At 49.4% G+C, this 21,491-nt stretch carries 23 protein-coding genes; 20 read left to right on the top strand and 3 right to left on the bottom strand.

Translation table 11 applies throughout. The features are described from left to right. Positions 1-20 precede the first annotated feature (20 nt). The 15 genes from rpsR (at position 21) to EYB31_RS18410 (ending at position 16,412) form a co-directional block, all read left to right on the top strand. Positions 21-305 carry a 30S ribosomal protein S18 gene (rpsR, locus tag EYB31_RS18480; protein WP_131014841.1) on the top strand — a complete coding sequence of 95 codons (285 nt, stop codon included), beginning with the start codon at positions 21-23 and terminating at the stop codon, positions 303-305. 147 nt (positions 306-452) lie between these two features. Then, positions 453-869 (top strand): CBS domain-containing protein, encoded by a 417-nt coding sequence (locus tag EYB31_RS18475; protein WP_131014840.1) that lies wholly within the window; start codon positions 453-455, stop codon positions 867-869. A 107-nt stretch (positions 870-976) separates the two neighbouring features. Continuing rightward, positions 977-1,279, top strand: coding sequence for a MazG-like family protein (locus tag EYB31_RS18470; protein ID WP_131014918.1), 303 nt, complete (start codon positions 977-979; stop codon positions 1,277-1,279). Then, positions 1,276-2,208, top strand: coding sequence for a DUF2232 domain-containing protein (locus EYB31_RS18465; RefSeq protein ID WP_420819453.1), 933 nt, complete (start codon positions 1,276-1,278; stop codon positions 2,206-2,208). The genes EYB31_RS18470 and EYB31_RS18465 overlap by 4 nt, the downstream gene beginning before the upstream one ends. A gap of 30 nt (positions 2,209-2,238) precedes the next feature. Further along, positions 2,239-4,203, top strand: coding sequence for a DHH family phosphoesterase (locus EYB31_RS18460; protein ID WP_131014839.1), 1,965 nt, complete (start codon positions 2,239-2,241; stop codon positions 4,201-4,203). Further along, positions 4,200-4,646 carry a 50S ribosomal protein L9 gene (gene rplI / locus EYB31_RS18455; RefSeq protein ID WP_131014838.1) on the top strand — a complete coding sequence of 149 codons (447 nt, stop codon included), beginning with the start codon at positions 4,200-4,202 and terminating at the stop codon, positions 4,644-4,646. The genes EYB31_RS18460 and rplI overlap by 4 nt, the downstream gene beginning before the upstream one ends. 50 nt (positions 4,647-4,696) lie before the next feature. Next, positions 4,697-6,055, top strand: a complete 1,359-nt coding sequence (dnaB, locus tag EYB31_RS18450; protein ID WP_131014837.1) for a replicative DNA helicase — start codon at positions 4,697-4,699, stop codon at positions 6,053-6,055. A 174-nt stretch (positions 6,056-6,229) separates the two neighbouring features. After that, the gene (locus EYB31_RS18445; RefSeq protein ID WP_131014836.1) at positions 6,230-7,516 is read left to right on the top strand and encodes an adenylosuccinate synthase; all 1,287 of its coding nucleotides are present in this window, start codon (positions 6,230-6,232) and stop codon (positions 7,514-7,516) included. Positions 7,517-7,659: 143 nt separating this feature from the next. Beyond that, the gene (locus EYB31_RS18440; RefSeq protein ID WP_131014835.1) at positions 7,660-8,325 is read left to right on the top strand and encodes a hypothetical protein; all 666 of its coding nucleotides are present in this window, start codon (positions 7,660-7,662) and stop codon (positions 8,323-8,325) included. A 480-nt stretch (positions 8,326-8,805) separates the two neighbouring features. After that, on the top strand, positions 8,806-10,671 hold the full coding sequence (locus EYB31_RS18435) for a peptidoglycan DD-metalloendopeptidase family protein (RefSeq protein ID WP_131014834.1): 1,866 nt from the start codon (positions 8,806-8,808) through the stop codon (positions 10,669-10,671). Between the two features lie 116 nt (positions 10,672-10,787). Beyond that, on the top strand, positions 10,788-11,531 hold the full coding sequence (gene yycF, locus EYB31_RS18430) for a response regulator YycF (protein ID WP_131014833.1): 744 nt from the start codon (positions 10,788-10,790) through the stop codon (positions 11,529-11,531). A gap of 3 nt (positions 11,532-11,534) precedes the next feature. Beyond that, positions 11,535-13,373, top strand: coding sequence for a cell wall metabolism sensor histidine kinase WalK (walK, locus tag EYB31_RS18425; RefSeq protein WP_131014832.1), 1,839 nt, complete (start codon positions 11,535-11,537; stop codon positions 13,371-13,373). Next, entirely contained in the window at positions 13,370-14,653 is a 1,284-nt protein-coding gene (locus EYB31_RS18420) for a YycH family regulatory protein (protein WP_131014831.1), read from the top strand. The genes walK and EYB31_RS18420 overlap by 4 nt, the downstream gene beginning before the upstream one ends. A gap of 180 nt (positions 14,654-14,833) precedes the next feature. After that, a complete protein-coding gene (yycI, locus tag EYB31_RS18415; RefSeq protein WP_131014830.1) occupies positions 14,834-15,574 on the top strand; it encodes a two-component system regulatory protein YycI in 741 nt (246 codons plus the stop codon). Positions 15,575-15,608: 34 nt separating this feature from the next. Further along, a complete protein-coding gene (locus EYB31_RS18410) occupies positions 15,609-16,412 on the top strand; it encodes an MBL fold metallo-hydrolase (RefSeq protein ID WP_131014829.1) in 804 nt (267 codons plus the stop codon). Here the strand turns inward: EYB31_RS18410 and EYB31_RS18405 are convergent. Then, on the bottom strand, positions 16,381-16,569 hold the full coding sequence (locus EYB31_RS18405) for a hypothetical protein (RefSeq protein WP_420819452.1): 189 nt from the start codon (positions 16,567-16,569) through the stop codon (positions 16,381-16,383). The two genes, EYB31_RS18410 and EYB31_RS18405, sit on opposite strands and share 32 nt — an antisense overlap. Positions 16,570-16,858: 289 nt before the next feature. On the opposite strand from EYB31_RS18405, the gene EYB31_RS18400 reads away from it, so the two are divergent. From EYB31_RS18400 to rlmH, 3 genes are all read left to right on the top strand, one after another. After that, positions 16,859-18,085, top strand: coding sequence for a S1C family serine protease (locus EYB31_RS18400; protein ID WP_131014827.1), 1,227 nt, complete (start codon positions 16,859-16,861; stop codon positions 18,083-18,085). Between the two features lie 28 nt (positions 18,086-18,113). Further along, entirely contained in the window at positions 18,114-18,281 is a 168-nt protein-coding gene (locus EYB31_RS18395; RefSeq protein WP_131014826.1) for a CxxH/CxxC protein, read from the top strand. 86 nt (positions 18,282-18,367) lie between these two features. Next, positions 18,368-18,847 (top strand): 23S rRNA (pseudouridine(1915)-N(3))-methyltransferase RlmH, encoded by a 480-nt coding sequence (gene rlmH / locus EYB31_RS18390; RefSeq protein ID WP_131014825.1) that lies wholly within the window; start codon positions 18,368-18,370, stop codon positions 18,845-18,847. 136 nt (positions 18,848-18,983) lie between these two features. Here rlmH and EYB31_RS18385 read toward each other — a convergent pair whose 3' ends face one another. Then, the gene (locus tag EYB31_RS18385) at positions 18,984-19,565 is read right to left on the bottom strand and encodes a tyrosine-type recombinase/integrase (RefSeq protein ID WP_276322061.1); all 582 of its coding nucleotides are present in this window, start codon (positions 19,563-19,565) and stop codon (positions 18,984-18,986) included. Positions 19,566-19,722: 157 nt separating this feature from the next. On the opposite strand from EYB31_RS18385, the gene EYB31_RS18380 reads away from it, so the two are divergent. Next, positions 19,723-20,055: a transposase gene (locus tag EYB31_RS18380; protein ID WP_131014823.1), complete on the top strand. Its 333-nt coding sequence runs from the start codon at positions 19,723-19,725 to the stop codon at positions 20,053-20,055. Continuing rightward, positions 20,046-20,978, top strand: a complete 933-nt coding sequence (locus EYB31_RS18375; RefSeq protein WP_131014822.1) for an IS3 family transposase — start codon at positions 20,046-20,048, stop codon at positions 20,976-20,978. The genes EYB31_RS18380 and EYB31_RS18375 overlap by 10 nt, the downstream gene beginning before the upstream one ends. 16 nt (positions 20,979-20,994) lie before the next feature. On the opposite strand, the gene EYB31_RS18370 is transcribed toward EYB31_RS18375, so the two are convergent. Next, positions 20,995-21,405 carry a hypothetical protein gene (locus EYB31_RS18370; protein ID WP_131014821.1) on the bottom strand — a complete coding sequence of 137 codons (411 nt, stop codon included), beginning with the start codon at positions 21,403-21,405 and terminating at the stop codon, positions 20,995-20,997. Positions 21,406-21,491: the final 86 nt, after the last annotated feature.

Below are 21,491 nucleotides of genomic sequence, written 5' to 3'. Positions count from 1 at the left end.
TAGAAAGGACTGACTAATAGATGGAACAAAGAAGAGATCGTAATTCCGAAGATCGCGGCGAAAGAAAGTTCGGCGGCCGCGGCGGCAAAAAAGGCGGAAAACGCCGTAAAGTTTGCTACTTCACTGTAAATAAAATTACGCACATTGACTATAAAGATATCGAAACGCTGAAGAAGTTCATCAGCGAGCGTGGTAAAATTTTGCCGCGTCGTGTGACTGGCACTTCCGCAAAATATCAACGTGCTTTGACTACCGCGATCAAACGCGCTCGTCAAATCGCGCTGCTGCCTTACACAACGGAATAATTAGCTTGGCAAGCGGAGACAGCCTGTGACGGCTGTCTCTTTTTCGTTCCAAAAGGACGGGCAGGCATGTACTTACAGTACGATGTTGTTGTATGATGGATGGGATGGAAGTTGAAAACCAAATATCGCAAGAAAGGAAGGATGCCGATGAATATCGCATTTTTTCTTGTCCCAAAGGAAGAAGTCATTTATTTATCCGATCATTCTACGATTCGTCAGGCATTGGAGCGGATGGAGTATCACAGGTATTCTGCGGTGCCGCTGGTTAACGGAGAAGGCAAATATGTCGGCACGATTACCGAAGGCGATCTGCTCTGGAAGCTGAAGCGCTCACCGGAGATCGGATTTGAAAATACACATAAGGTTCAACTGAGGGATGTGCCGCAGCACATGACCATTAAGCCGGTACGCATCGACGCGCAAATGGAGGATTTGATCGTACTGGCAACGAACCAGAACTATGTACCGGTCATTGACGACAATGAAGTATTTATCGGGATTATCCGCCGCCGTGAAATTATCGATTATTTTTTTAAGCAATGGGAGAAAAGCCGTCAAACTTGATCGTAAGGTATACGGAATATACACAATGCTTCGATAGCCGCAATGGTTGTGGTATAATTTGAGATATGCGGGTAAAGCTCCGAAAGGAGAGGTTGCTATTGCCGGGTATGGATAAGGATATGGACGTCGCCAAACGGGCTAAAATTATTGAGTGGCTCAAAACGGAGCTGGTCGATCAAGTAGCGCATTTGCTCAAGGGCATATGGGAAGGAAGCCATCATAAGATGGTGGACGGCCTCGCCAGTATTGTTGCTTGCTGCTATATTCTCGGGAGACGGCTCGGCATCCCTTACCGCAGTTTAGATGAGGCTCTTTTGGATAAAATGAAGAAGCATAGGGAGGATGGGCATCAGCTAGAGGACTGGTACGGGGATATTTCGGCTTTAGAAGACCATCTGCGTAAGAGGTGAACCTGTTGGGTAGTTCAAGTTGGCGTATCGTAGGTTGGAATGTCCTGTTTATTGTGCTGCTGCTGTCCATGGGCACGCCGTTTGGCCTGATTACGACGGGATTTATTATGATTCCGCTGCTGTATATGTATGTAAGAACGAATATCAAGCTGTTTGCGGCACATTATGCGGTTGCGCTGATCCTTGTATATATACTGACGGGACTTGTATTTCCGGGCTGGTTCGGGGCCTTGCTGCTGGCCATTGCGTTGTTTTTCCTGCCGCCGGTCATTCAGATGGGCAATTTGTATAAGAAGAAGGCGCCGGCTCGTTCTGTGATGACGGTAGGGGCGGTAACGCTGCTATGCGAACTGTTGTTAAGTCTGGTGATCAGTTACGGGTTCGGATTTAATTGGGTTGAGAAAATGAAGCAGTTTATGCGTGAAAGCCTGGATACGCTGCCGGCCAGCCTGAAGGGCATGATCCCGATGGATGCCGATCTGGTCGTACAGCTGACCGCGCAAATGCTGCCTTTATATATGATAGGATTTTCGCTATTCTATGCGGTATTTACGCATTGGCTGGCGCGCAAGGCACTTGTGAGATCAGGCGAAATGATACCTGCCTTCCGGCCGGTTAGGGAGTGGATGCTGCCTCGATCGTTCGTGTGGTATTATCTGGTCGCGCTGATCATGGAATATTTCGTTAAGGATCCAAACTCCATTCTGTTCACCATATTGATCAATTTGGTTCCGATATTGTCCTTTGCATTTGCACTTCAAGGCATTGCCCTTTTGTTCTTTATTGCATACCGCAAAAAATGGAACAAAGCGCTGCCGATCATCGGTATTATTTTATTTATCGTTTTTCCTCCAACGTACTTTTTGCTCAGTTTGCTTGGCCTTTTCGATGTGGCGTTTCCTCTCCGCGATCGGTTGACCAAAAAATAATTACTTCTTGAAATTAGGGGCGAAAAAATAATGCCGAAGTTCCTGCTGAAGCGATGGCATGGATCTCATATGATCTGGTTGTTCGGGCTTTTGCTTGTATTGATTTTGGTGCTGTTTTATTATATGTGGGTTATCGGAGCTATCGCTTTAGTCATTTGCTGTATTCTCGGTTATATGACCATAAGCTCCGAGAAGGCGTTCCGCCAAGATTTGAACGAGTATGCGGCCACGTTATCACATAGGGTGAAGAAAGCTGGCAGCGATGTTGTTGCAAATCTGCCTATCGGGATGCTGCTTTATAATGAAGATAAAGTAGTCGAGTGGCATAATCCGTTTGTGGCCAAGATGGCTGGACGGGATTCTATCATCGGCGAACCGCTGCATGAAGTCATCCCTTCGTTGAAAGCGAAGAAGGACAAAGAAACCAAGCTGGAAATTACGATTGGCAAGCAGGTATACTATGTGCAAGTAAAGCCGGATGAACGGCTGATGTATTTTTTTGATATCACCGAGGTTAAAAGCTTGCGGGAGCGGTATGAAGAAGAAAAGCTGGCGATCGGTATTGTCATGATGGACAACTTGGAAGAAGCTACCCAGGGCATGGACGATCAGACACGCAGCATCATGATGGCGAAAGTAACCGGCGAGATTACGGAGTGGTCGACTAAATACGGATTGTATTTGCGCCGGACGGCCTCGGACCGGTATTTGATTTTGCTCGATCAGAGAGCGCTAAAGCAGTTGGAGCAGTCGCGTTTTGAGTTATTGGACGAGGTGCGGGACATTACGATTCAGAACAAGCTGCCGATGACACTCAGCGTTGGCATTGCTTCAGGAGCCGACACGCTGCCCGAGCTCGGGATATGGGCGCAAACCAGCTTGGACATGGCGCTTGGCCGGGGCGGCGATCAAGTGGCCGTTAAAGTAGGCGAGCGATTGTCTTTCTACGGCGGACGTTCCAATGCGGTTGAGAAGCGGACACGCGTGCGGGCCCGCGTGATCTCCCATGCGATGCGCGACTTGATCCGCGACAGCGATAAAGTCGTTATTATGGGTCACCGCGTGGCGGACATGGATTCGTTGGGAGCGGCCATCGGGGTGCTGAAGGCGGCGCATGTCAGCAATAAGGAAGGCTATATCGTGCTGGAGGGGGTTAATCCTTCCATTCAGCGGCTGATGGAGACGATCACGGAAGACGAGAAGCTCAACAGGTGGTTTATTACACCGGAGCAGGCGCTGCAGATTACGACGCGGCACTCGCTTGCCGTAGTGGTAGATACACACAGGGCATCGATGGTGCCCGAGCCGAGGGTGCTGCAGCAGACCAATCGTATTTTCGTGGTTGACCATCACCGGCGCAGCGAAGATTTTTTGCATGAAGCGACCCTTGTTTATATGGAGCCTTATGCCTCATCGACATGCGAGCTGGTGACCGAGCTGCTGCAATATTTCCATGACCGCCTGACGATGGGCGTGCTTGAGGCTACGGCGCTGTTGGCCGGCATTGTCGTCGATACGAAAAGCTTCAGCTTGCGTACAGGAGCCCGAACCTTCGAGGCGGCATCCTTTTTGCGCCGGAGCGGAGCCGATTCTTCACTGATTCAGCGTTTTCTGAAAGAAGATTTGGAGAGCTACATTCAGAAGTCGGAAATGGTCAAAAACGTCAACGTGATCTATGAGCATATCGCACTGGCGATCACGGAACCGGGCCGAAAATATTCTCAGCTGCTGATCGCCCAGGTGGCGGATACGTTAATTACGATGACGGGCATTATGGCCTCGTTTGTGATCAGCGAACGCCCCGATGGCCAAATCGGCATTAGCGCCCGGTCACTCGGGCAGATGAACGTACAGATCGTGATGGAGCATATGGGCGGCGGCGGTCATTTAACCAATGCGGCGACGCAGCTGGAAGGGGTTACCGTGTACGAAGCGGCGGAACGATTAAAACATATTTTAAGCGAGATTCATGATAAGGAGGGGCTTTTCGAATGAAGGTCATTTTATTGAAGGATGTTAAAGGTCAAGGTAAAAAAGGTGAAATTAAAGAGGTATCCGAAGGATACGCTACGAATTTCTTGTTTAAACAACAGCTTGCGGCACCGGCCACGGAGGGCAGCGTCAAGACGCTGGAGCAGCAGAAGAAAGCGGAGGACCGCCGCAAGGAACAAGAGAAGCTGGACGCTCAGGAGCTGGGGAAAAAGCTTGGCGAACTGATTGTGCAGATCAAAGCCAAGTCGGGACAAGACGGCCGGCTGTTCGGGGCGATCTCCAATAAACAAGTGGCGGAAGAGCTGGATAAGCAATACAAGATCAGTATCGACAAACGCAAGGTGGAAATGAAGGAACCGATCCGTACGCTGGGCGTAACGGAAGTGACAGTGAAGCTGCACCCTCAGGTGACGGCGAAGCTGCGGGTTCAAGTGTCGGAAGAGTAACAATGGCAGCACTTTTGGCTTCAGACCTGACGGGAAAGGAGAAGTAGGTCATGGAGGGAGAATTGCTGTTAGACCGCATTCCGCCGCAAAATGCGGAAGCTGAGCAAGCGGTGCTTGGCGCCATTTTGCTGGATAGCGATGCGATGGTTACGGCGATGGAGCGCATTACCAGCGACGATTTCTACCGCGGCGCGCACCAGCGTATCTTTGAAGCTATGATTGAATTGAACGGCGACAACGAGCCGGTTGATTTAATCACCTTGACCGCGCGGCTGCAGGATAAGCAGCAACTGGACGAGATCGGCGGCGTGGGCTACTTAACGGAGCTGGCCAATGCCGTGCCGACGGCGGCCAACATCGACTATTACGCGCAAATCGTCGAAGAGAAATCGATGCTGCGCAGGCTGATCCGCGCGGCGACGCAAATTGTATCGAACGGTTACGCCAGCGAAGACGATGTCGGCGGATTACTATCGGATGCAGAGCGGCGCATTATGGAAATCTCACAGCGCCGTTCGGGCAGCGGATTCGTTGCTATACGCGATGTGCTGATGGAAGTGTTCGAGAAAGTTGAAAAGCTGCATGAGCAAAAAGGTACGACAACCGGCATTAAATCCGGGTTCCTGGACTTAGATCGCATGACGGCCGGCTTTCAGCGGTCGGACTTGATTATCGTGGCGGCCCGTCCTTCCGTAGGTAAGACGGCGTTTGCCTTGAATATCGCGCAGAACGTCGGTATCCGCGAAAAGCAGACCGTAGCCATTTTCAGTTTGGAGATGGGTGCGGCCCAGCTTGTTACGCGGATGTTGTGCGCAGAGGGCAATATCGAAGCAAGCGGGATGAGAAACGGTAACTTAAAGCCGGAAGAATGGGACAAGCTGACGATGGCGATGAGCGTCATGTCCGAGGCCAACATCTATATCGATGATTCGCCGACGGTAACGGTTGCCGATATTCGGGCCAAATGCCGGAGACTGAAGCAGGAGAGAGGTCTTGGCATGATTCTGATCGATTACTTGCAGCTGATTGCGGGCCGCGGCAAAGCCGGGGAAAACCGCCAGCAGGAAGTATCGGAAATATCGCGTACGCTGAAGCAGATTGCTCGTGAGCTGGACGTGCCGGTTATCGCTCTGTCGCAGCTGAGCCGGGGGGTCGAGCAACGTCAGGACAAACGTCCGATGATGTCCGACTTGCGGGAGTCCGGTTCGATCGAGCAGGATGCCGATATTGTCGCTTTCTTATACCGGGACGATTATTACGATCAGGAATCGGAAAAGAAAAATGTCATCGAGATTATTATCGCCAAGCAGCGGAACGGCCCTGTCGGCACGGTGGAGCTTGGTTTTCAGAAAAGTTTCAATAAGTTCGTAAATTTGAACTTAACACACCAGGATTCAGCGGCCGGATAGCGGCTTTGCTCCTATATGAAGCGAACAATACTGCCCTTAGGGGTGGGATTGTTCGTTTTTTTATTGACATCGATCAGACAGGCTGATAAACTTATTTTGGTGCTTGAAACCTCATGGTTTCAAGCTATTTTTTGGACGGCGATGGAATCGCCGCCGGGACCGGGGGTAATGTGAATGTCAACGGTAGTTGTAGTCGGAACCCAATGGGGCGACGAGGGAAAAGGTAAAATCACCGATTTTTTAGCGGAATCCGCGGAAGTGGTGGCCCGTTACCAAGGCGGTAACAATGCAGGCCACACGATTTTGATTGAAGACAAAAAATATAAGCTGCACCTGATTCCGTCCGGTATTTTTTATAATAATAAAATATGTGTGATCGGCAACGGCATGGTCATTAATCCGGCTGCGCTGATTGAGGAAATTCAGTATATACACGACAACGGTTTCACTACGGATAATTTGAAAATCAGCGACCGCGCCCATATCATCATGCCGTATCATCTGCTGCTGGACGGTTTGGAAGAAGAACGTAAAGGCGACGCCAAAATCGGAACGACCCGCAAAGGGATTGGACCGTGTTATATGGATAAAGCGGCTCGCAACGGCATTCGGATTGCCGATCTGATGGACGCGCAGGAGTTCGAGAAGAAGCTTCGCCGTCTTGTAGCCGAGAAAAACGTGCTGATTCAGCAAGTATACGGCGCAGAACCGCTGGACGCCGATGCGATTCTTGAAGAATACTTGAGTTACGCAGAGAAGATCCGCCATTATGTTACGGATACTTCGGTAGTGTTGAACGATCATATCGATGAGGGAAGTAAAGTGCTGTTTGAAGGCGCACAAGGCGTCATGCTTGACATCGATCAAGGCACCTATCCGTTTGTTACCTCCTCCAACCCGACTGCCGGTGGCGTATGTATCGGCTCCGGTGTAGGTCCGACGAAAATCGGACAAGTCATTGGGGTAGCCAAGTCCTACACGACACGTGTCGGCGATGGACCTTTCCCGACCGAGCAGGATAATGAGGTTGGCAGCTGGATTCGCGAAAAAGGCAACGAATACGGAACCACTACGGGCAGACCACGCCGCGTAGGCTGGTTTGACAGCGTTGTTGTGCGTCACGCCAGAAGAGTAAGCGGGATTACCGGCTTGTCCTTGAATTCGCTCGACGTGCTTGCCGGACTGGATTCGGTAAAGATTTGCACCGGCTACAAATTCCGCGGAGAAGTCATTACGCATTACCCGGCCAGCTTGAATCAATTGTCCGAATGCGAAGCGGTATACGAGGAACTGCCGGGCTGGAAAGAAGATATTTCCGGAGCCCGTACGCTGGATGATTTGCCGGTTAACGCGCGCCGTTATGTAGAGCGTGTGGCGGAACTGACAGGTATTCCGGTGGCGATTTTCTCGGTTGGCCGCAACCGCGAGCAAACGAATCTCGTTCAACCGATCTGGTCATAAGTCTATAGATTCCCATATCCATAAGTTAAGCTCTTCCGGACAACTGACGTTGCGCCGGGAGAGCTTTTTTGCTGGTTTGGCTTGGCTGAATTTGGTTAATACTGATGAAATAGTTCATATTGACGATGAAGGTGGAACCGGCGATGAAGCTGTTAAAATGGATGTCCAAATTGATTTTACAAACAACTTTTATTATTGTGTTATGTACGGCGACCACATTTACCGCAATCCAGGTATATGTGAACGAACTGCTTAAGCAGTTTAATATGTCGGCAGCGATTAAACCGGTTATGCCGTCCGATTTGTTTCATGGATGGAGCGACAGATTCACCGCGTTCGCAAGCAGGAAACCTCCGGAGAAGCCCTCCATAACAACGGGATCCTCTGCCGTGTCCGCCCCGGTAGAGTCGACTGCCAAGCAGCCGGAACCGCAGGAGCAGAATACTCCGCGCGAGCAGCAGGGCAAGAGTACGGAACAATCCGCACCTACCGATGCTGTGGCGGTATGGAGTCAAACTTCCGCAAGCGGAGACGGACTGAAAAAGCAGGATGCCCTCGAACAACATAAAAGGGTCGTCGTTACGGGCGAGGAAGTATCGAAACTAAAGGAAACGATGTCGAGCGAAGATAAGCTGAGGTTGTTTACATTATTAGCGAACAGACTTCCGCAAACGGAAATGCAGAATATCTCAAAAATCGCCGAGGACGGCATTACGACAAGTGAAATGAAGGAACTGGAGCAGATCGTCAAACAGTATTTGCAATCGGATGAATACAATGAACTGATGTCTATCATAAATAAGTATTAATTCGATTCGGAAATAACCCCGCAACAGAACCAATAAGTCTGGTGCTTATCATACCGCGAAGCTGCAGTTAAGCCGTGGTACAAGAAGCAGTTCCCGTCAAAGGAGCTGCTTCATAAGCAAAGATACAACCCCTGCAATGATCGCGACGAAGATGCAAACACTCACAGTCTCATTCCGCATGAATCAATCACTGCTTTGCTCCTTCAGTGTCAATCCGTGCCTCGTTTAGTCCGAAGCTCTGAGTCGTAATGCCTACGCTAAGCTTTTTCAAGTGAGTATTTTGTTGAAAAAAGTAGAGAGTTTGTGATAAAGTGATAGAAACAGTGTTTTGCTAGACTAAGGAATTTTTTAACAACAAGCAGATATGCATTAAATGAACGACCCTATATGATTTGGATTACGCTGCAACAGGCAGCGATTGCAGAACAGGCGTAGTATGTGTACATAACAATTAAAAAACCGCTCATTAAGGAGACGATCATGACCGTTTTCAAGGGAAGGGGCTGGCTGAAGGCGGTTCCAGGGAAGTGGAAGCCTTGGATCACTCAGCGGCTGGATAGCTTGACAGGAAAGTCAGAGAACAAACCGGACACAGCGGAACAACTAGAACATACAGATCCTGCAGCGCTTCATACCGAAGCGTTGGCAGAACAGGCAAATCAATCGGCTGTGGAGGCGCTCGCAGCGCACGAACCGGCAGCAGCTCTAGCAGTGACGGCGGTCACGGAGACCCCGGATGTGCAGCAGCTGGATGCAGCTGCGGAGCTTTCGGCAGATGAACCGTCTGAGACGGAGCTTACGACGATTCAACAAGCGTCAGCGGATGTTTCCGACGAAGAGACAGTCCAAGCTGTGCAGGCCGAAGTGCAGGAAGCGGCGGATCAAGCGGCTGCAGCTACGGCGCTGGGGGTTGGACAACAACCCGGCATACATATATCCGGTTTTGTAAAAAAACATAAGTGGCAGTTCGTACAAGCGTGTGCGGTTATCGGGTTATTGACGGGCGCGACCTTATGGGGCCATCAATATGTGGATGCTCATATGGATCATGTGTATCACGTACAGGTTAACGGCGTTGAACTCGGAACCGTTAAAGACGTGAAGCCGATCGAGCAAATCAAGATCGACAAGAAGAAGGAAATTGAAGAGAACTCCGGCAAGGTTGAGCTGGAGCTGGATGAACCGGAAATCAAGTACAGTTCCGAGCGCATTTTTATGGCTAAGACGAATGACGCTGAAGTACTGCAGAAGGTTCCGCAATTTTTCGAAGCCCACCCGGTCGGCATGCAAATGAAGGTTGACGGCAAGGTGATTGGTGTCTTGAAGGACCAGGCTACCGCAAATAACGTATTGCAAGCCATTAAGGACAAAACGCAGAAGAAGGAACCGGGCAAAGTTGGTATCTTATCGGCTTCGAGCGGCTCTACGCCTCCTGATGAGGTAGAACTGCAAAGCATCGAATTTGTGCAGAAAGTGGAATTAAACAAGATCGAGTTGCAGTCGCAAGATGTGGCCGATCCGCAGGAAATTATTAAAAAGCTTGAAACCGGCGACATACAGCCGACTAAATATACGGTGGAAAAGGGAGATTGCGTCTCCTGTATCGCCAAGAAGTTCAATATTTCCAAGCAGATCATCTACCAGAACAATCCATGGATTGTCGATGATAAAATTAAAGTAGGCCAGCAGCTTGATCTGACCGTACTTGAACCGACACTGGCCGTCAAAACGGTAGAGAAGATTACCGAAAGCCAAGAGATTCAATACGAAACCGAATATAAGACGGACGATACATTGCGTGCCGGTACGGTGCAAGCGGTGAGTCCCGGCAAGAACGGCCTCAAGAAGGTGACCATTATCGTAACAAAGGTAAATGGCATCACCATCGAAGAAAAAGTGGATAATGAACAAGTGATTCAACAGCCGGTCAAGGCGGTCGCCAAGAAAGGCACCAAAGTTATCAAAGGCGAAGGCACCGGCAAATTCGCATGGCCTGTGTTGGGCGCTTCGATCAGCAGCACATTTGGAACCCGTTGGGGCGTGCTCCATAAGGGGATTGACCTGACGTCCAGCAACAAGACGATTATGGCCGCCGATAACGGCAAAGTGGTCTATGCGGGTTTCAAAAGCGATTACGGCAATCATGTTATTATCGATCATATGAACGGTTATCAGACGTTGTATGCCCATATGAGCCAGCTTAACACGTCGGTAGGGAAGATCGTCGAGAAAGGCGAGAAGATCGGCGTAATGGGCAGTACGGGAGACGCAACGGGTGTGCATCTGCACTTTGAAGTGCATAAGGGCGGCGGACTGGAAAATCCGCTGAAATACTTGAACCGTTAACAGAGCAAGGGACATGGAATAAGCAGGCAACAAGCTTATCCATGTCTCTTTTTGCATTGGGATATGGTAATATAGACGAAAGAGACCTTGATTTACAAGTAAAGGCGGCGGTAGTCATGTATGGAAAAATTCTCGTTGTCGACGATGAGCAGCCGATTGCGGATATATTGAAGTTTAATCTCGAGAAGGAAGGTTATGAGGTAATCTGCGCTTATGACGGCGGGAAAGCCGTGGAGCTGGCCTTTTCCGAAGAGCCGGATTTGATTTTGCTGGATCTGATGCTTCCGGTGAAGGACGGCATGGATGTGTGCAGAGAAGTCAGAACCCGTCTGAATACGCCGATTATTATGCTGACGGCCAAAGATACGGAGATCGACAAGGTGCTCGGCTTGGAACTGGGCGCCGACGATTATGTGACCAAGCCGTTTGGAACCAGAGAGCTGCTGGCCCGTGTGAAGGCGCATCTGCGCAGACAGTCCAAAGCCCAACAGGCCTCCCAGCCGGAGTCAGGAACGGGAGCGGGTTCCGGCACAGGAGCGCCTCAGGGACTGCGTGTGCACCAGCTGTTGATTGACAGCGACATGTACGTCGTCTATAAGGATGGCGTTCAATTGGATCTGACCCACCGGGAGTTTGAGCTGGTGCAATATATGGCCAAAAATGCCGGCCGGGTGATGACCCGGGAACATCTGCTGCAGGCAGTATGGGGCTTCGAATATTTCGGTGATGTGCGAACCGTCGATGTGACGATTCGCCGCTTGCGCGAGAAGCTTGAGGACGACCCGAGCCGGCCGGAGTACATAACGACCCGCCGCGGACTCGGTTATATGATGCGCAATCCGAAATCGGGGGGCAATTAGTCCGTGCAGAAGATCCGTTTGTTTCAATCGGTTCAGGCCAAGCTGATTATTATTTACGTGCTGCTGATCCTGATTGCCATGCAACTGATCGGGGTTTATTTTATACGAACGCTGGAGAGTTATTTCAAGAACGACTTTCTCGACTCCCGCACGAAGCAGGCTTATTTGCTGGCTGAATATATCGAGCCTTACATGCGCGGTTTGCAGGAAGGGAAAGCCAACGAAGATAAGAAGCCGTCTGCCGGTCTGAACGACGTGATCAATAATTTATTTGCGATCAGCAAAGCGGAAATTCAAGTTATTGATGCCAACGGTATCGTCATTACGACAACGCAGCAGAACCACCAGATGATCGTCGGGCAAAAAAATACGCAAACCGAGGTCAGCCGGGCGCTGCAGGGCATTAAAGACAATCCCCGTATGTTCATCGATATGGACAATATCCGTAAGGTCGTAATTACGCGTCCGATTGGCAGCGGGGCTCAGGTGGTCGGGGCGGTATATATCGTAGCTTCCATGGAAGATATTTACAATACAATGAATTCGATCAACAAAATATTTATTTCCGGGACACTTATCGCGCTCGCCTTAACGGTGGGGCTTGGCGTCATTCTGACTCATGCGATAACGAGTCCGATTAAGGAAATAACGAAGCAAGCCACTGCGGTGGCCGAGGGCAATTTTGTCCAAAAGGTAAAAATCAAAGGCAACGATGAAATCGGCCAACTGGGCAATACGTTTAATTTCATGACCGCCAAGTTAAAAGAGGCGTTGTCATTAAACGAAGAAGAGAAAGAAAAGCTGGCATCGATTCTGGCGAATATGAATGAAGGCCTGCTGGCGACGGACGACCAAGGACAGGTTATTATGATTAACCGCAGGGCGAAGCAGATGCTGCTGATTAATGAGGAGACGGCGCTTGGCAAACCTCTCTCCGAATCGCTGGGCTTTTCGAATGAGGAACTGAACCGGCTCAGCTCGGGTGAAGGCCAGATGGTGACGCTGCAGGTATACAATGCGGAAGAAGATGAGGAGCAGTCGGTGAAGCTGTCGTTCACCCGGATCCACAGCCGCGGGACGGGAGCGGGCGGAACGATCGTTGTTCTTCAGGATGTGACGGAGCAGGAAAAGCTGGAGCTGTCGCGCCGCGAATTCGTAGCTAACGTATCCCACGAGCTGCGTACGCCGCTGACAACGATCAAAAGCTACCTTGAAGCGTTGGAAGACGGGGCCATTGAGGAACCGCAGCTTGCCCACAAATTCGTCGGCGTCACGCGAAACGAGACGGAGCGGATGATTCGGCTGGTCAACGATTTGCTGCAGCTGTCCAGGCTTGATTCCAAGCAGGTGACGATCAGCAAGGAGCCTACCGATGTAGCCGAGATGCTGGATGAGGTAGTCGACCGGTTCTCCGTGCAGATGCTGCAAAGGCAAATCGACATTCGCGTTGAGGTAGACCACGCACTTGGCGTCATGATGCTGGACCGCGACCGGATCGATCAGGTGCTGGACAATCTGGTGTCCAACGCGGTGAAATATACGGGCGAAGGCGGCAGTATTTCCTTACGCGCGGCGGTGCAGGACGCCAAATGGGTGGAAGTGACGGTACAGGACAACGGTATCGGCATTCCGAAAAAAGATTTAAACCGGATTTTTGACCGTTTCTATAGGGTGGATAAAGCAAGGTCGCGCAGCATGGGAGGGACAGGGCTCGGTCTGTCGATTGCCCGGGAAATAGTAAAAGCGCACGGGGGCACTATCATGCTGGAATCGGAGCTGAACCAAGGGACGAAGGTGGTCTTTACACTGCCATACCAGATGGAGGAGAATGCTGCCGTATGATAGAGAAGCTGAAGACGGTCGTCTTGGCCATATTGGTCTGTTTGAGTCTGGTGGAAAGCTATTATCTGGCTTACAGCTCTCCTCAGCTTGAACCTCTCGCTCAGGAAGAGTATGTGAAAGCCGAACCGGTAGGTTCCCAGGCCGTGCTCGAAGATCTGCTGTTTCCCGATCAGATGGTGTTGCATTTAGGCAATCAAACGCATACGGTGCTGTACTCCAGTACGCCGTATTACAACAGCATTTTCGATATCGTGAAACAGCGTTACATTGAAGGGTTCCGCAAGCTTAACGGCGCCTCTCTGGCGGTCAATTGGGATGACGTGCGCAATAAGCAGCAGGGTGTCGAGCTGAGGTTCCGGGATGGCGTGCCGTTTAACGTACTGCAGCGAATCATGCAGTTTAAAGGCGATCTGCCGATCGAAAACGATCTGGTCACCCGGATCTGGATTTATACGAAGGAATCAAAGGACGATGTGCGGACGTTCTTTTTTACCGATACTTCTTCGATTGTATATGAGGCCATCAAGGCGGATTTTACGATAAAGGATATCGAGAAGTTCGTCAGCCTCGGCGAGACGTTAACCCCTTATACGATGGGGGCCGGCGATTATTACTTGCCGACAAAACCTTTGACGCTCCCGTCGTACAAGTTTAATTTCACCCAATATACGGCGGAACAGCTGAAACGAAGCTTTTTTGTCGATCCGGCGATTACGCGCAATTTGACTGAACGGGACGGTTCGGAAATCTATACGGACGGCAAGCGGGGATTGCAGCTGAAAAACGATCAGCATTGGATGACCTACTCCGACCCGGTAGCGCCGGTAGAAAGCAAGGTTGAGCTGCGGGAGAGTTTGCTGGCCGCTATTCAGTTCGTGAACCAGCACGGCGGCTGGAACGGGAAATATACGGTCAGCAAGGTGCCGCAGCGGCTGCTTACCTCGAATCAGTCGTTTATTTTCAGGCAATATTATGGCTCTTACCCGGTCATTAACCAGAGAACGGAAAATATCGGATACATTAAAGTTGTGCTGCAAAAAGGAGTCGTATCCAGCTTCGAGCGATCCTTGATCGTGCCGGATGTCCGCACGCAAACGGTGAAAGAGATGCAGATTGCCGGTACCGAGGAGCTGGAGCCGAAGCTGGCTCAATATCCGAAGAAGTTCAGCATTTATTCGATGTATCCAGCCTATAAAACGGTGCTGACCGACCAGACGCTGGAGCTGGTACCGGCTTGGGCGGTGGAGCTGCGGGACGGATCGTACGAGTTTTTGGAGTAGGACGGTGTGATAGGGTCCGGTTCATGGCAGAAGATGAAACGGGAAGGATCTCGTAAAAGGTTGCGAGATTTGATCGAGTCACGTGGTGTTCGGGAAATTACAATAAATGTAAAAAACACGATTGCGTTATACAGCGTGCTGTTTTGCAAACAACAAAGGTAAAAAGGAGGGAGGTACTGTATGGACTGGGGCAGGGTGAAATCGATCCTTATCTTCTCGTTTCTAATCTTGAACCTGATATTGGGTTACCAGCTATGGACGAGCCGTTCGGTGCAGCTGCAGTCCGTAGCGGACGCTTCGACTGCACTGGAGGAGATTAAGCATCTGGTTAGAACGAAGAACATTCAGCTTCCCTCCGAGCTGCCGAAGGATGTGCCGAAGCTCAAGGAAATTGTCGTGCGATTCGATGAGAATATGAAATCGGATAAGCAAATTCCGCTGCAGCTGCCGTTCCGTTACAATCCGCTGTTGAGCAAAGGCGCGATGAAAGATATGACGGCCAAAATGGCGATCCAGCACATCGAATCGTATCAATACGATCCGGTGGAGAGCAAAAACGGCGTATACGTGTTTCATCAATTAAACGGGACGCTGCCGATGTTTGAGGTGAAGCTGGAGCTGTATGAGCAGAACGGTCAAATTTCCGCTTACAAACAGGGCTATGTTGAAGTACAATCAGAAGGAGAGCAGAAGGAGCAGAAGGTTATTCCGATGCATATCGCTCTGCGCAGCTTAATCGAAAATTATATGCCGAATAATTCGGTCATCACAAGCATGAAGCTGGGGTATCACGGCCAGGTGTACAATTCGCAAACGATGTACATGGTACCGTCCTGGCGGGTGGCGCTTGCTAACGGCGATTTTTATTATATTCATGCGTTGAACGGTGCGGTGGAAGTGCCGCAGAACGGCAAAAGGTAACGTGTTGTGCAAAGCAAGATGAGGAGATAATCGAATGGGGATTCGTTTTACGATATTATCCAGCGGCTCAACCGGCAATGCCACGGTGGTCTCGAATGGGGAGCACACGGTACTGATTGATGCCGGATTAAGCGCAAAGAAGATTGACCAGCTATTACGTGAACGGGACGCTTCAGCGAAGGACATCGACGCGATCCTGGTTACACACGAGCATGCCGATCACATCAAGGGTCTGGGTGCGGTGGCCCGAAAATACGATCTTCCCGTATATGCCAATGAAAAAACATGGGAAGAGCTGAATAAGCAGATCGGGGAAATAGCGGACGACAAGCGGAAGGTGCTGCAGACGGGGGAAATGCTCGATTTTGGCACGATGAAGGTGGAATCGTTCGGCATTTCCCACGACGCGGCGGAGCCGGTAGGATACACGTTCTATGAAGGCGAGCAGAAGCTGAGTGTGGCAACCGATCTCGGTTACATGAGCGATAAAGTCAGGGACCAGATTACGGACAGCGACGTGCTTGTGCTGGAGTCGAATCACGATGTGGAAATGCTGCGAATGGGCCGCTATCCGTGGAATATTAAACGGCGGATCTTAAGCGATGTCGGCCATTTATCGAACGAAGCGGCCGGAGACGCGCTCTGTGAAGTGACCACCGGGAGAACGAAACGGGTCTACCTGGCTCATTTAAGCCGCGACCACAACCTGATGGATTTGGCCAGGCTGACCGTGAATAACATTGTAGAAGATCGTTTCGCCAAGGACGATCACCGGGCGAAACTGAAGGATACATATTATGACCGTCCTACACCGTGGGACTCTCTGGATGAGGCATAGCGGAAGCGTCGAGCTCGGCGGCTTTCGAGCGGATTTGCTCAGCGGTTAATAGGCCTTGTTCAATTAATAATTCGATTACGGCGCTTAAGGCCAACGTATTGCGGTAATGCTGGTTCGACAGATCGGCCAGCTTGGCGATCACATTCACTTGTTCCATGTGGGAGTGGATACGGTTCATTTATCTCGTCCTTTCTATTAATCTAGCATGAACTTATTTACTATGAAGTATAGTCGGCTGACGGCAAAAACATTCCTGTTTTTTTCGTAAAGGAATCGATAATTTTCAGGCGAGTGTGGAGCAAAGGTCATCTTTAACACAATGGATTAAGCCGATCGCAGCAGCCTGGCTGTACAAGGCCCCTTATCGTTTCAAATACACGACCCGGGTACTTGCGAGCGGCGGATTTCATAAAGGTGCGAATATACAATAGGGAGAAGAAGCGCCGATGAGTTTCTTTGAAGATGATTTCTACTCAACCAAAGTATCCAAATGGAGCCCGGCGCCAAAAGAGCCCCGTTATGGAATGACCCGGATCGGCCGCAGCCGCACGTTTCCGGATTGGGCGGTTCCCGCACTTGGCGGCGCGCTCGTGACGCTTATCCTTATTGCCCTTATTGGCGGCATTCTGCTTGCAACAAGGCCTTCCGTGTCCAAAGAGACCGCTGTTGCGGCTGTCGCTCCGAAGGTGGGAGACACGCAGCAGTTGATCAGTGATGCGGTAGTGCATGCGGCGGAGAAAGTGGGTCCGGCGGTGGTCAGCATTATCAGTTCACGGAAAGACGGTGCCGATAAGCAGGCACGCGGATCCGGTCTTGGTTCCGGCGTTGTGTTTCAAAAAGTCGGCGACAAAGTGCGAATCGTGACCAACAACCATGTTGTAGACGGATCGACACAGTTGGAGGTCGTGCTTTCTTCCGGTGAACGGAAGAAGGGAACTTTGGTCGGAAACGACCAGATCAGCGATCTTGCCGTCGTAGAAATAGATGGAGCGGGTGTCAAACAGATCGCCGAATTCGGTGATTCGGATATATTGAAATCGGGAGAGACGGTCATCGCGATCGGCAATCCGCTGGGCCTGGGCGTTGCCCCTACAACGACCCGCGGCATTATCAGCTCCCCTAAACGGCTTATTCCCGTGTCGCTGGGCAAGGAAGGCGAATTTGATTGGGAAATGGAAGTCATCCAAACTGACGCCGCTATTAACTCCGGCAACAGCGGCGGAGCACTTGTGAATATGGAAGGCAAAGTCATCGGTATCAATACGCTAAAGGTTGCTGATTACGGCGTTGAAGGTCTTGGTTTTGCCATACCGATTAATCAGGTGAAGACGGTCATCGACAGTCTGATCCAGTACCACAAGGTGAAACGTCCTTATATGGGCGTAGTTACGCAGGAATTGCAATCTTTTGCCGGGACGGATGTTTTAAAGCTGCCTTCTGAGGTGAAAACTGGTATTATCGTGCTGGATGCCATAGGGCCGGCGAAGGAAGCCGGGTTGAAAACCAACGATGTAATTACGGAGCTGGACGGCAAGCCAATCGGCAGCACGCTGGAGCTGCGCAAGTACATCTACGGATCGAAAGCGATCGGCGAGAAATTGAACGTAACCTATTACCGCGGCGGCAAAAAGGCGACAGCCGTCTTGACGCTGGCCGAGTTAAAAGATAAATAATGACGCACTCATGATGGGAGTTTAGGTTATGCATGTTGTTTGCATCGATCATCTAGAAATCGCCATTGACGAATTTGTTGATGAATATGAAGAGGCTCCGGATATTGTCGATTTGGAAAAAACGCGTTTTTCCGCGTGGGAGCCGCCGGATTGCTGCGAGCGCTGCAGCGCTCCGGGACGGTTTCTGGTTGTGTAGAAGGGGGGGGGGCTGCGGCCTCCCTTTTTGTTGTTATGAAGCGGTAAGAAAAGCACTATTTCTGAAGATAGAGGTGTATGCAGCAGATGCAAGTACAAATTGTTGCGGTCGGGAAGTTAAAGGAATCTTATCTGGTGCAAGGCATTGCGGAGTATACGAAGCGGCTTGGCCCTTATGCCAAGCTGCAGATGGTTGAGGTGCCGGACGAGAAGGCACCGGAGACGATGTCGCCTGCCGAAGAGCGGCAGGTGCGGGAGCGGGAGGGCGAGCGGATATTGGCCGCGCTGCGTCCTGAAGTTTATGTCGTCGCGCTGGCAATCGACGGCAAGACGCTGTCATCCGAGGAGCTTGCGGAGCGGATGCAGGAGCTGGCCACCTATGGGCGCAGCCAGGTGGCGTTTGTGATCGGGGGCTCGCTAGGGCTAGCCCCCGCGGTTTTGGCGCGCGCGGAGCTGAAGCTGTCGTTCGGCAGGATGACCCTGCCGCACCAGCTGATGCGCCTCGTGCTGGTCGAGCAGGTGTACCGCGCGATGAAGATCAATCGGGGGGAACCCTACCATAAATGACGGCTAAATTTTTCGAAAGGGGAGGGCGTAGAGGCGTTCAATGAGGTTATAGAGGGTAGGATGAGGGATGGAGAAGAAAGGGTCCTATTAGCTTGGTTTAGAACTAATAGAGCCCTCAAAAGTTCGAATCATTTAACTAAAGTAAGTCAAATGTTTTTATTCCTCTGAAATTATGGTTAATCATTCGGTTGTAATCTTCGTAAGAGATTTGGTCTTTACAATCCTGATAAATATCATTTTCTACACCTGTAATATGAACAATTGTAGATTGATCCATGCCCTGTAAAATCATATTTGTTATAGCATATTTAGCCAGGCCCGTCGGGGTAAACGGATTCTTTAAGTACTCATCTTGCTTGCTTCCAGAAAAGTAGCTTGTTCTTGCTTTATTTAGGAAATCACTAATAAATGCGTTAGTGATTAGGGAGCCAGCTCTAGTTATAAATAAATTACTATTTCCGGACTTGTAACTTGTTCGTATGTCATAGTGGGTTTTCATATCTTTATATAACGAGTATGGTAACTCAAGAAAAACCTGTTTATTATGTCCATTTTTGAAGCTGATTTCTAAAGTTCTCTTCTCTGGATCAAAAGCATCAAGGCTAAGTTCAATTATTCTATTGAATTTAAATCCATATAGTAATAATAGTTTTACAATTAACTTGACTTGAACAGATACAAATGTATCTTTAGAACGCTCTGCTAAAAGTCTAACTATATGATTAAAGTGATCTTCAGTAATCGAGGGGTTGGATTCTCTTTCTTTTAGTTCTTTAATGTGGGTAAGATTGTTCCTCTTTAGCCCCGAAATTGGATTTGAGTCTAGTCCACGTAACAGTGTAAGCTAGAGATAGAACCAATGGAGGGGATTTTTTATGCAACGGAGAAGGTTCACACTGGAGTTCAAACAACAGATCATTCAGGAAGCGAAAGAAGTCGGTAATGCCTCACAGGTTGCACGCAGACATAACATGAATCCAAAGATGTTATATCGGTGGATGAATGAAGCTGAGCATACAGATTGGCAACAGTCCGAAGCGTCAGCCAAGATCATTAAAACGTATGTTCCTTCCCCACAGGAGTTTCGTTCTCTCGAAGGAGAAAATAAACAACTGAAGGGATTGCTTGGCGAAAAAGATCTGGAGATCGCTGTATTACGTGACTTGCTAAAAAAGCAGAACCCAGCTTATCGGACAAAATTGAAATAGCCGACAAGTGGATTAGGCTGGGGCATGCGGCTAATCGCATTTTACAGATCGTCGGTGTTAGCGAGCAGATTTACTACTACCGCAAAAAGAACGCTCCGTATGCTAGAAGTGAGAAGCACGGAGGACGCCCTGTACCGGGCTTCTCACAAACGGTGGATAAGAAAATCGTCAGTGATGAGCAGATCTGCGAGTGGTTGTGTGAGCTCATAAGCGGCGATGAAACCGATGTATATGGTTATCGTAAGCTCACGGTCTATTTACGACGTGAGTACGGGCTAGTCATTAACAAAAAGAAGGTCTATCGTCTGTTGAAGGATATGAATCTTCTGCAGCCGCAGCGCCGCAAACGTAGCGCATTCCCGCGTAAGCTGGCAAACAATCGAGAGATTACGGCATCGAATCAACTCTGGGAAATGGACGTGAAGTACGGCTACATCGCGGGAGAACATCGGTTCTTTTTCCTACTCTGCGTGCTGGATGTATGTGACCGAGAGATCATCGATTTTCACTTCGGACTCTCCTGCGAAGGAAAACACGCAGCAGCTCTTATACAGCGAAGCCTGTGGAAACGGCAGTTGTTTCAAACGCAAGAACGTCCTATCGTTCGGACAGATAACGGACCGCAGTTTATTAGCCATGTCTTTGAAGAAGGTTGTCTGAAGCACGAAACGATCCATGAGCGTATTCCTCCTAGAACGCCGAATAAGAACGCTCACATTGAATCTTTCCATAGCGTACTCGAATCAGAGTGTCTACAGAGGCATGAGTTTGCGAACTACCAGGAAGCTTACAGTACCGTTACAGTTTATATTGAGTTTTATAATAAGCGCCGTATGCACGGAAGTCTGAACGATCTTGCTCCTGAGCAGTTCCGTAAAGCGATTGCGGCAGGACAAATGTGCCCTAAAATAATAAAAGTTTAAGCAATTTTGAGCATTTCTAAGTAAGATGCCTGTTAAGCCACCTTGACTCAATAATTCGGGTGTTCAGCCGGTTCTCAATCTCTGAACTCAACTTATTAAAAGGTCGTATATTCATCAAATTTTGGTTTGGATATTTTTCATAAATTTCCTCTTCAAAAAAACAATTCAAAGCAGTTAGAAAATCATCAATTGCACTTTTGCTTTTTACCTTTTCATTTTTCAGTATATAATACTCAGTGCTCTTAACAATATCACTTCTAGTTAGTTCAAACTTAAATAAAGTTCCTGCATCAGTAACATGCTTCTTTTCCTGAAGCAAAAAAGGAAAGAAGTAATCTCGAAGTTTCGGGATATATTGGTTAAATTCGTATTGTGTAAGATTAATACCAAAATTTCTTAGTAATTGATTTAACCCTATAATTAACATTATAAACAACTCCATTATCGGTTTTTGAAGAGATTACTTTGTCAGTGATAGTCTTCTATAATCAGATTCCTTATAGTAGGGCTAAC

This window comes from Paenibacillus thalictri (genome assembly GCF_004307995.1).
GTDB lineage: Bacteria > Bacillota > Bacilli > Paenibacillales > NBRC-103111 > Paenibacillus_AF > Paenibacillus_AF thalictri.
This window is presented reverse-complemented; position numbering and strand designations above follow the sequence as displayed.

Bases quoted from the DNA above. Each gene is read 5' to 3' on its own strand.
- rpsR (WP_131014841.1), top strand. From the start codon at position 21: ATGGAACAAAGAAGAGATCGTAATTCCGAAGATCGCGGCGAAAGAAAG.
- EYB31_RS18475 (WP_131014840.1), top strand. From the start codon at position 453: ATGAATATCGCATTTTTTCTTGTCCCAAAGGAAGAAGTCATTTATTTA.
- EYB31_RS18470 (WP_131014918.1), top strand. From the start codon at position 977: ATGGATAAGGATATGGACGTCGCCAAACGGGCTAAAATTATTGAGTGG.
- EYB31_RS18460 (WP_131014839.1), top strand. From the start codon at position 2,239: ATGCCGAAGTTCCTGCTGAAGCGATGGCATGGATCTCATATGATCTGG.
- rplI (WP_131014838.1), top strand. From the start codon at position 4,200: ATGAAGGTCATTTTATTGAAGGATGTTAAAGGTCAAGGTAAAAAAGGT.
- dnaB (WP_131014837.1), top strand. From the start codon at position 4,697: ATGGAGGGAGAATTGCTGTTAGACCGCATTCCGCCGCAAAATGCGGAA.
- EYB31_RS18445 (WP_131014836.1), top strand. From the start codon at position 6,230: ATGTCAACGGTAGTTGTAGTCGGAACCCAATGGGGCGACGAGGGAAAA.
- EYB31_RS18440 (WP_131014835.1), top strand. From the start codon at position 7,660: ATGAAGCTGTTAAAATGGATGTCCAAATTGATTTTACAAACAACTTTT.
- EYB31_RS18435 (WP_131014834.1), top strand. From the start codon at position 8,806: ATGACCGTTTTCAAGGGAAGGGGCTGGCTGAAGGCGGTTCCAGGGAAG.
- yycF (WP_131014833.1), top strand. From the start codon at position 10,788: ATGTATGGAAAAATTCTCGTTGTCGACGATGAGCAGCCGATTGCGGAT.
- EYB31_RS18420 (WP_131014831.1), top strand. From the start codon at position 13,370: ATGATAGAGAAGCTGAAGACGGTCGTCTTGGCCATATTGGTCTGTTTG.
- yycI (WP_131014830.1), top strand. From the start codon at position 14,834: ATGGACTGGGGCAGGGTGAAATCGATCCTTATCTTCTCGTTTCTAATC.
- EYB31_RS18410 (WP_131014829.1), top strand. From the start codon at position 15,609: ATGGGGATTCGTTTTACGATATTATCCAGCGGCTCAACCGGCAATGCC.
- EYB31_RS18405 (WP_420819452.1), bottom strand. From the start codon at position 16,569: ATGGAACAAGTGAATGTGATCGCCAAGCTGGCCGATCTGTCGAACCAG.
- EYB31_RS18400 (WP_131014827.1), top strand. From the start codon at position 16,859: ATGAGTTTCTTTGAAGATGATTTCTACTCAACCAAAGTATCCAAATGG.
- EYB31_RS18395 (WP_131014826.1), top strand. From the start codon at position 18,114: ATGCATGTTGTTTGCATCGATCATCTAGAAATCGCCATTGACGAATTT.
- rlmH (WP_131014825.1), top strand. From the start codon at position 18,368: ATGCAAGTACAAATTGTTGCGGTCGGGAAGTTAAAGGAATCTTATCTG.
- EYB31_RS18380 (WP_131014823.1), top strand. From the start codon at position 19,723: ATGCAACGGAGAAGGTTCACACTGGAGTTCAAACAACAGATCATTCAG.
- EYB31_RS18370 (WP_131014821.1), bottom strand. From the start codon at position 21,405: ATGTTAATTATAGGGTTAAATCAATTACTAAGAAATTTTGGTATTAAT.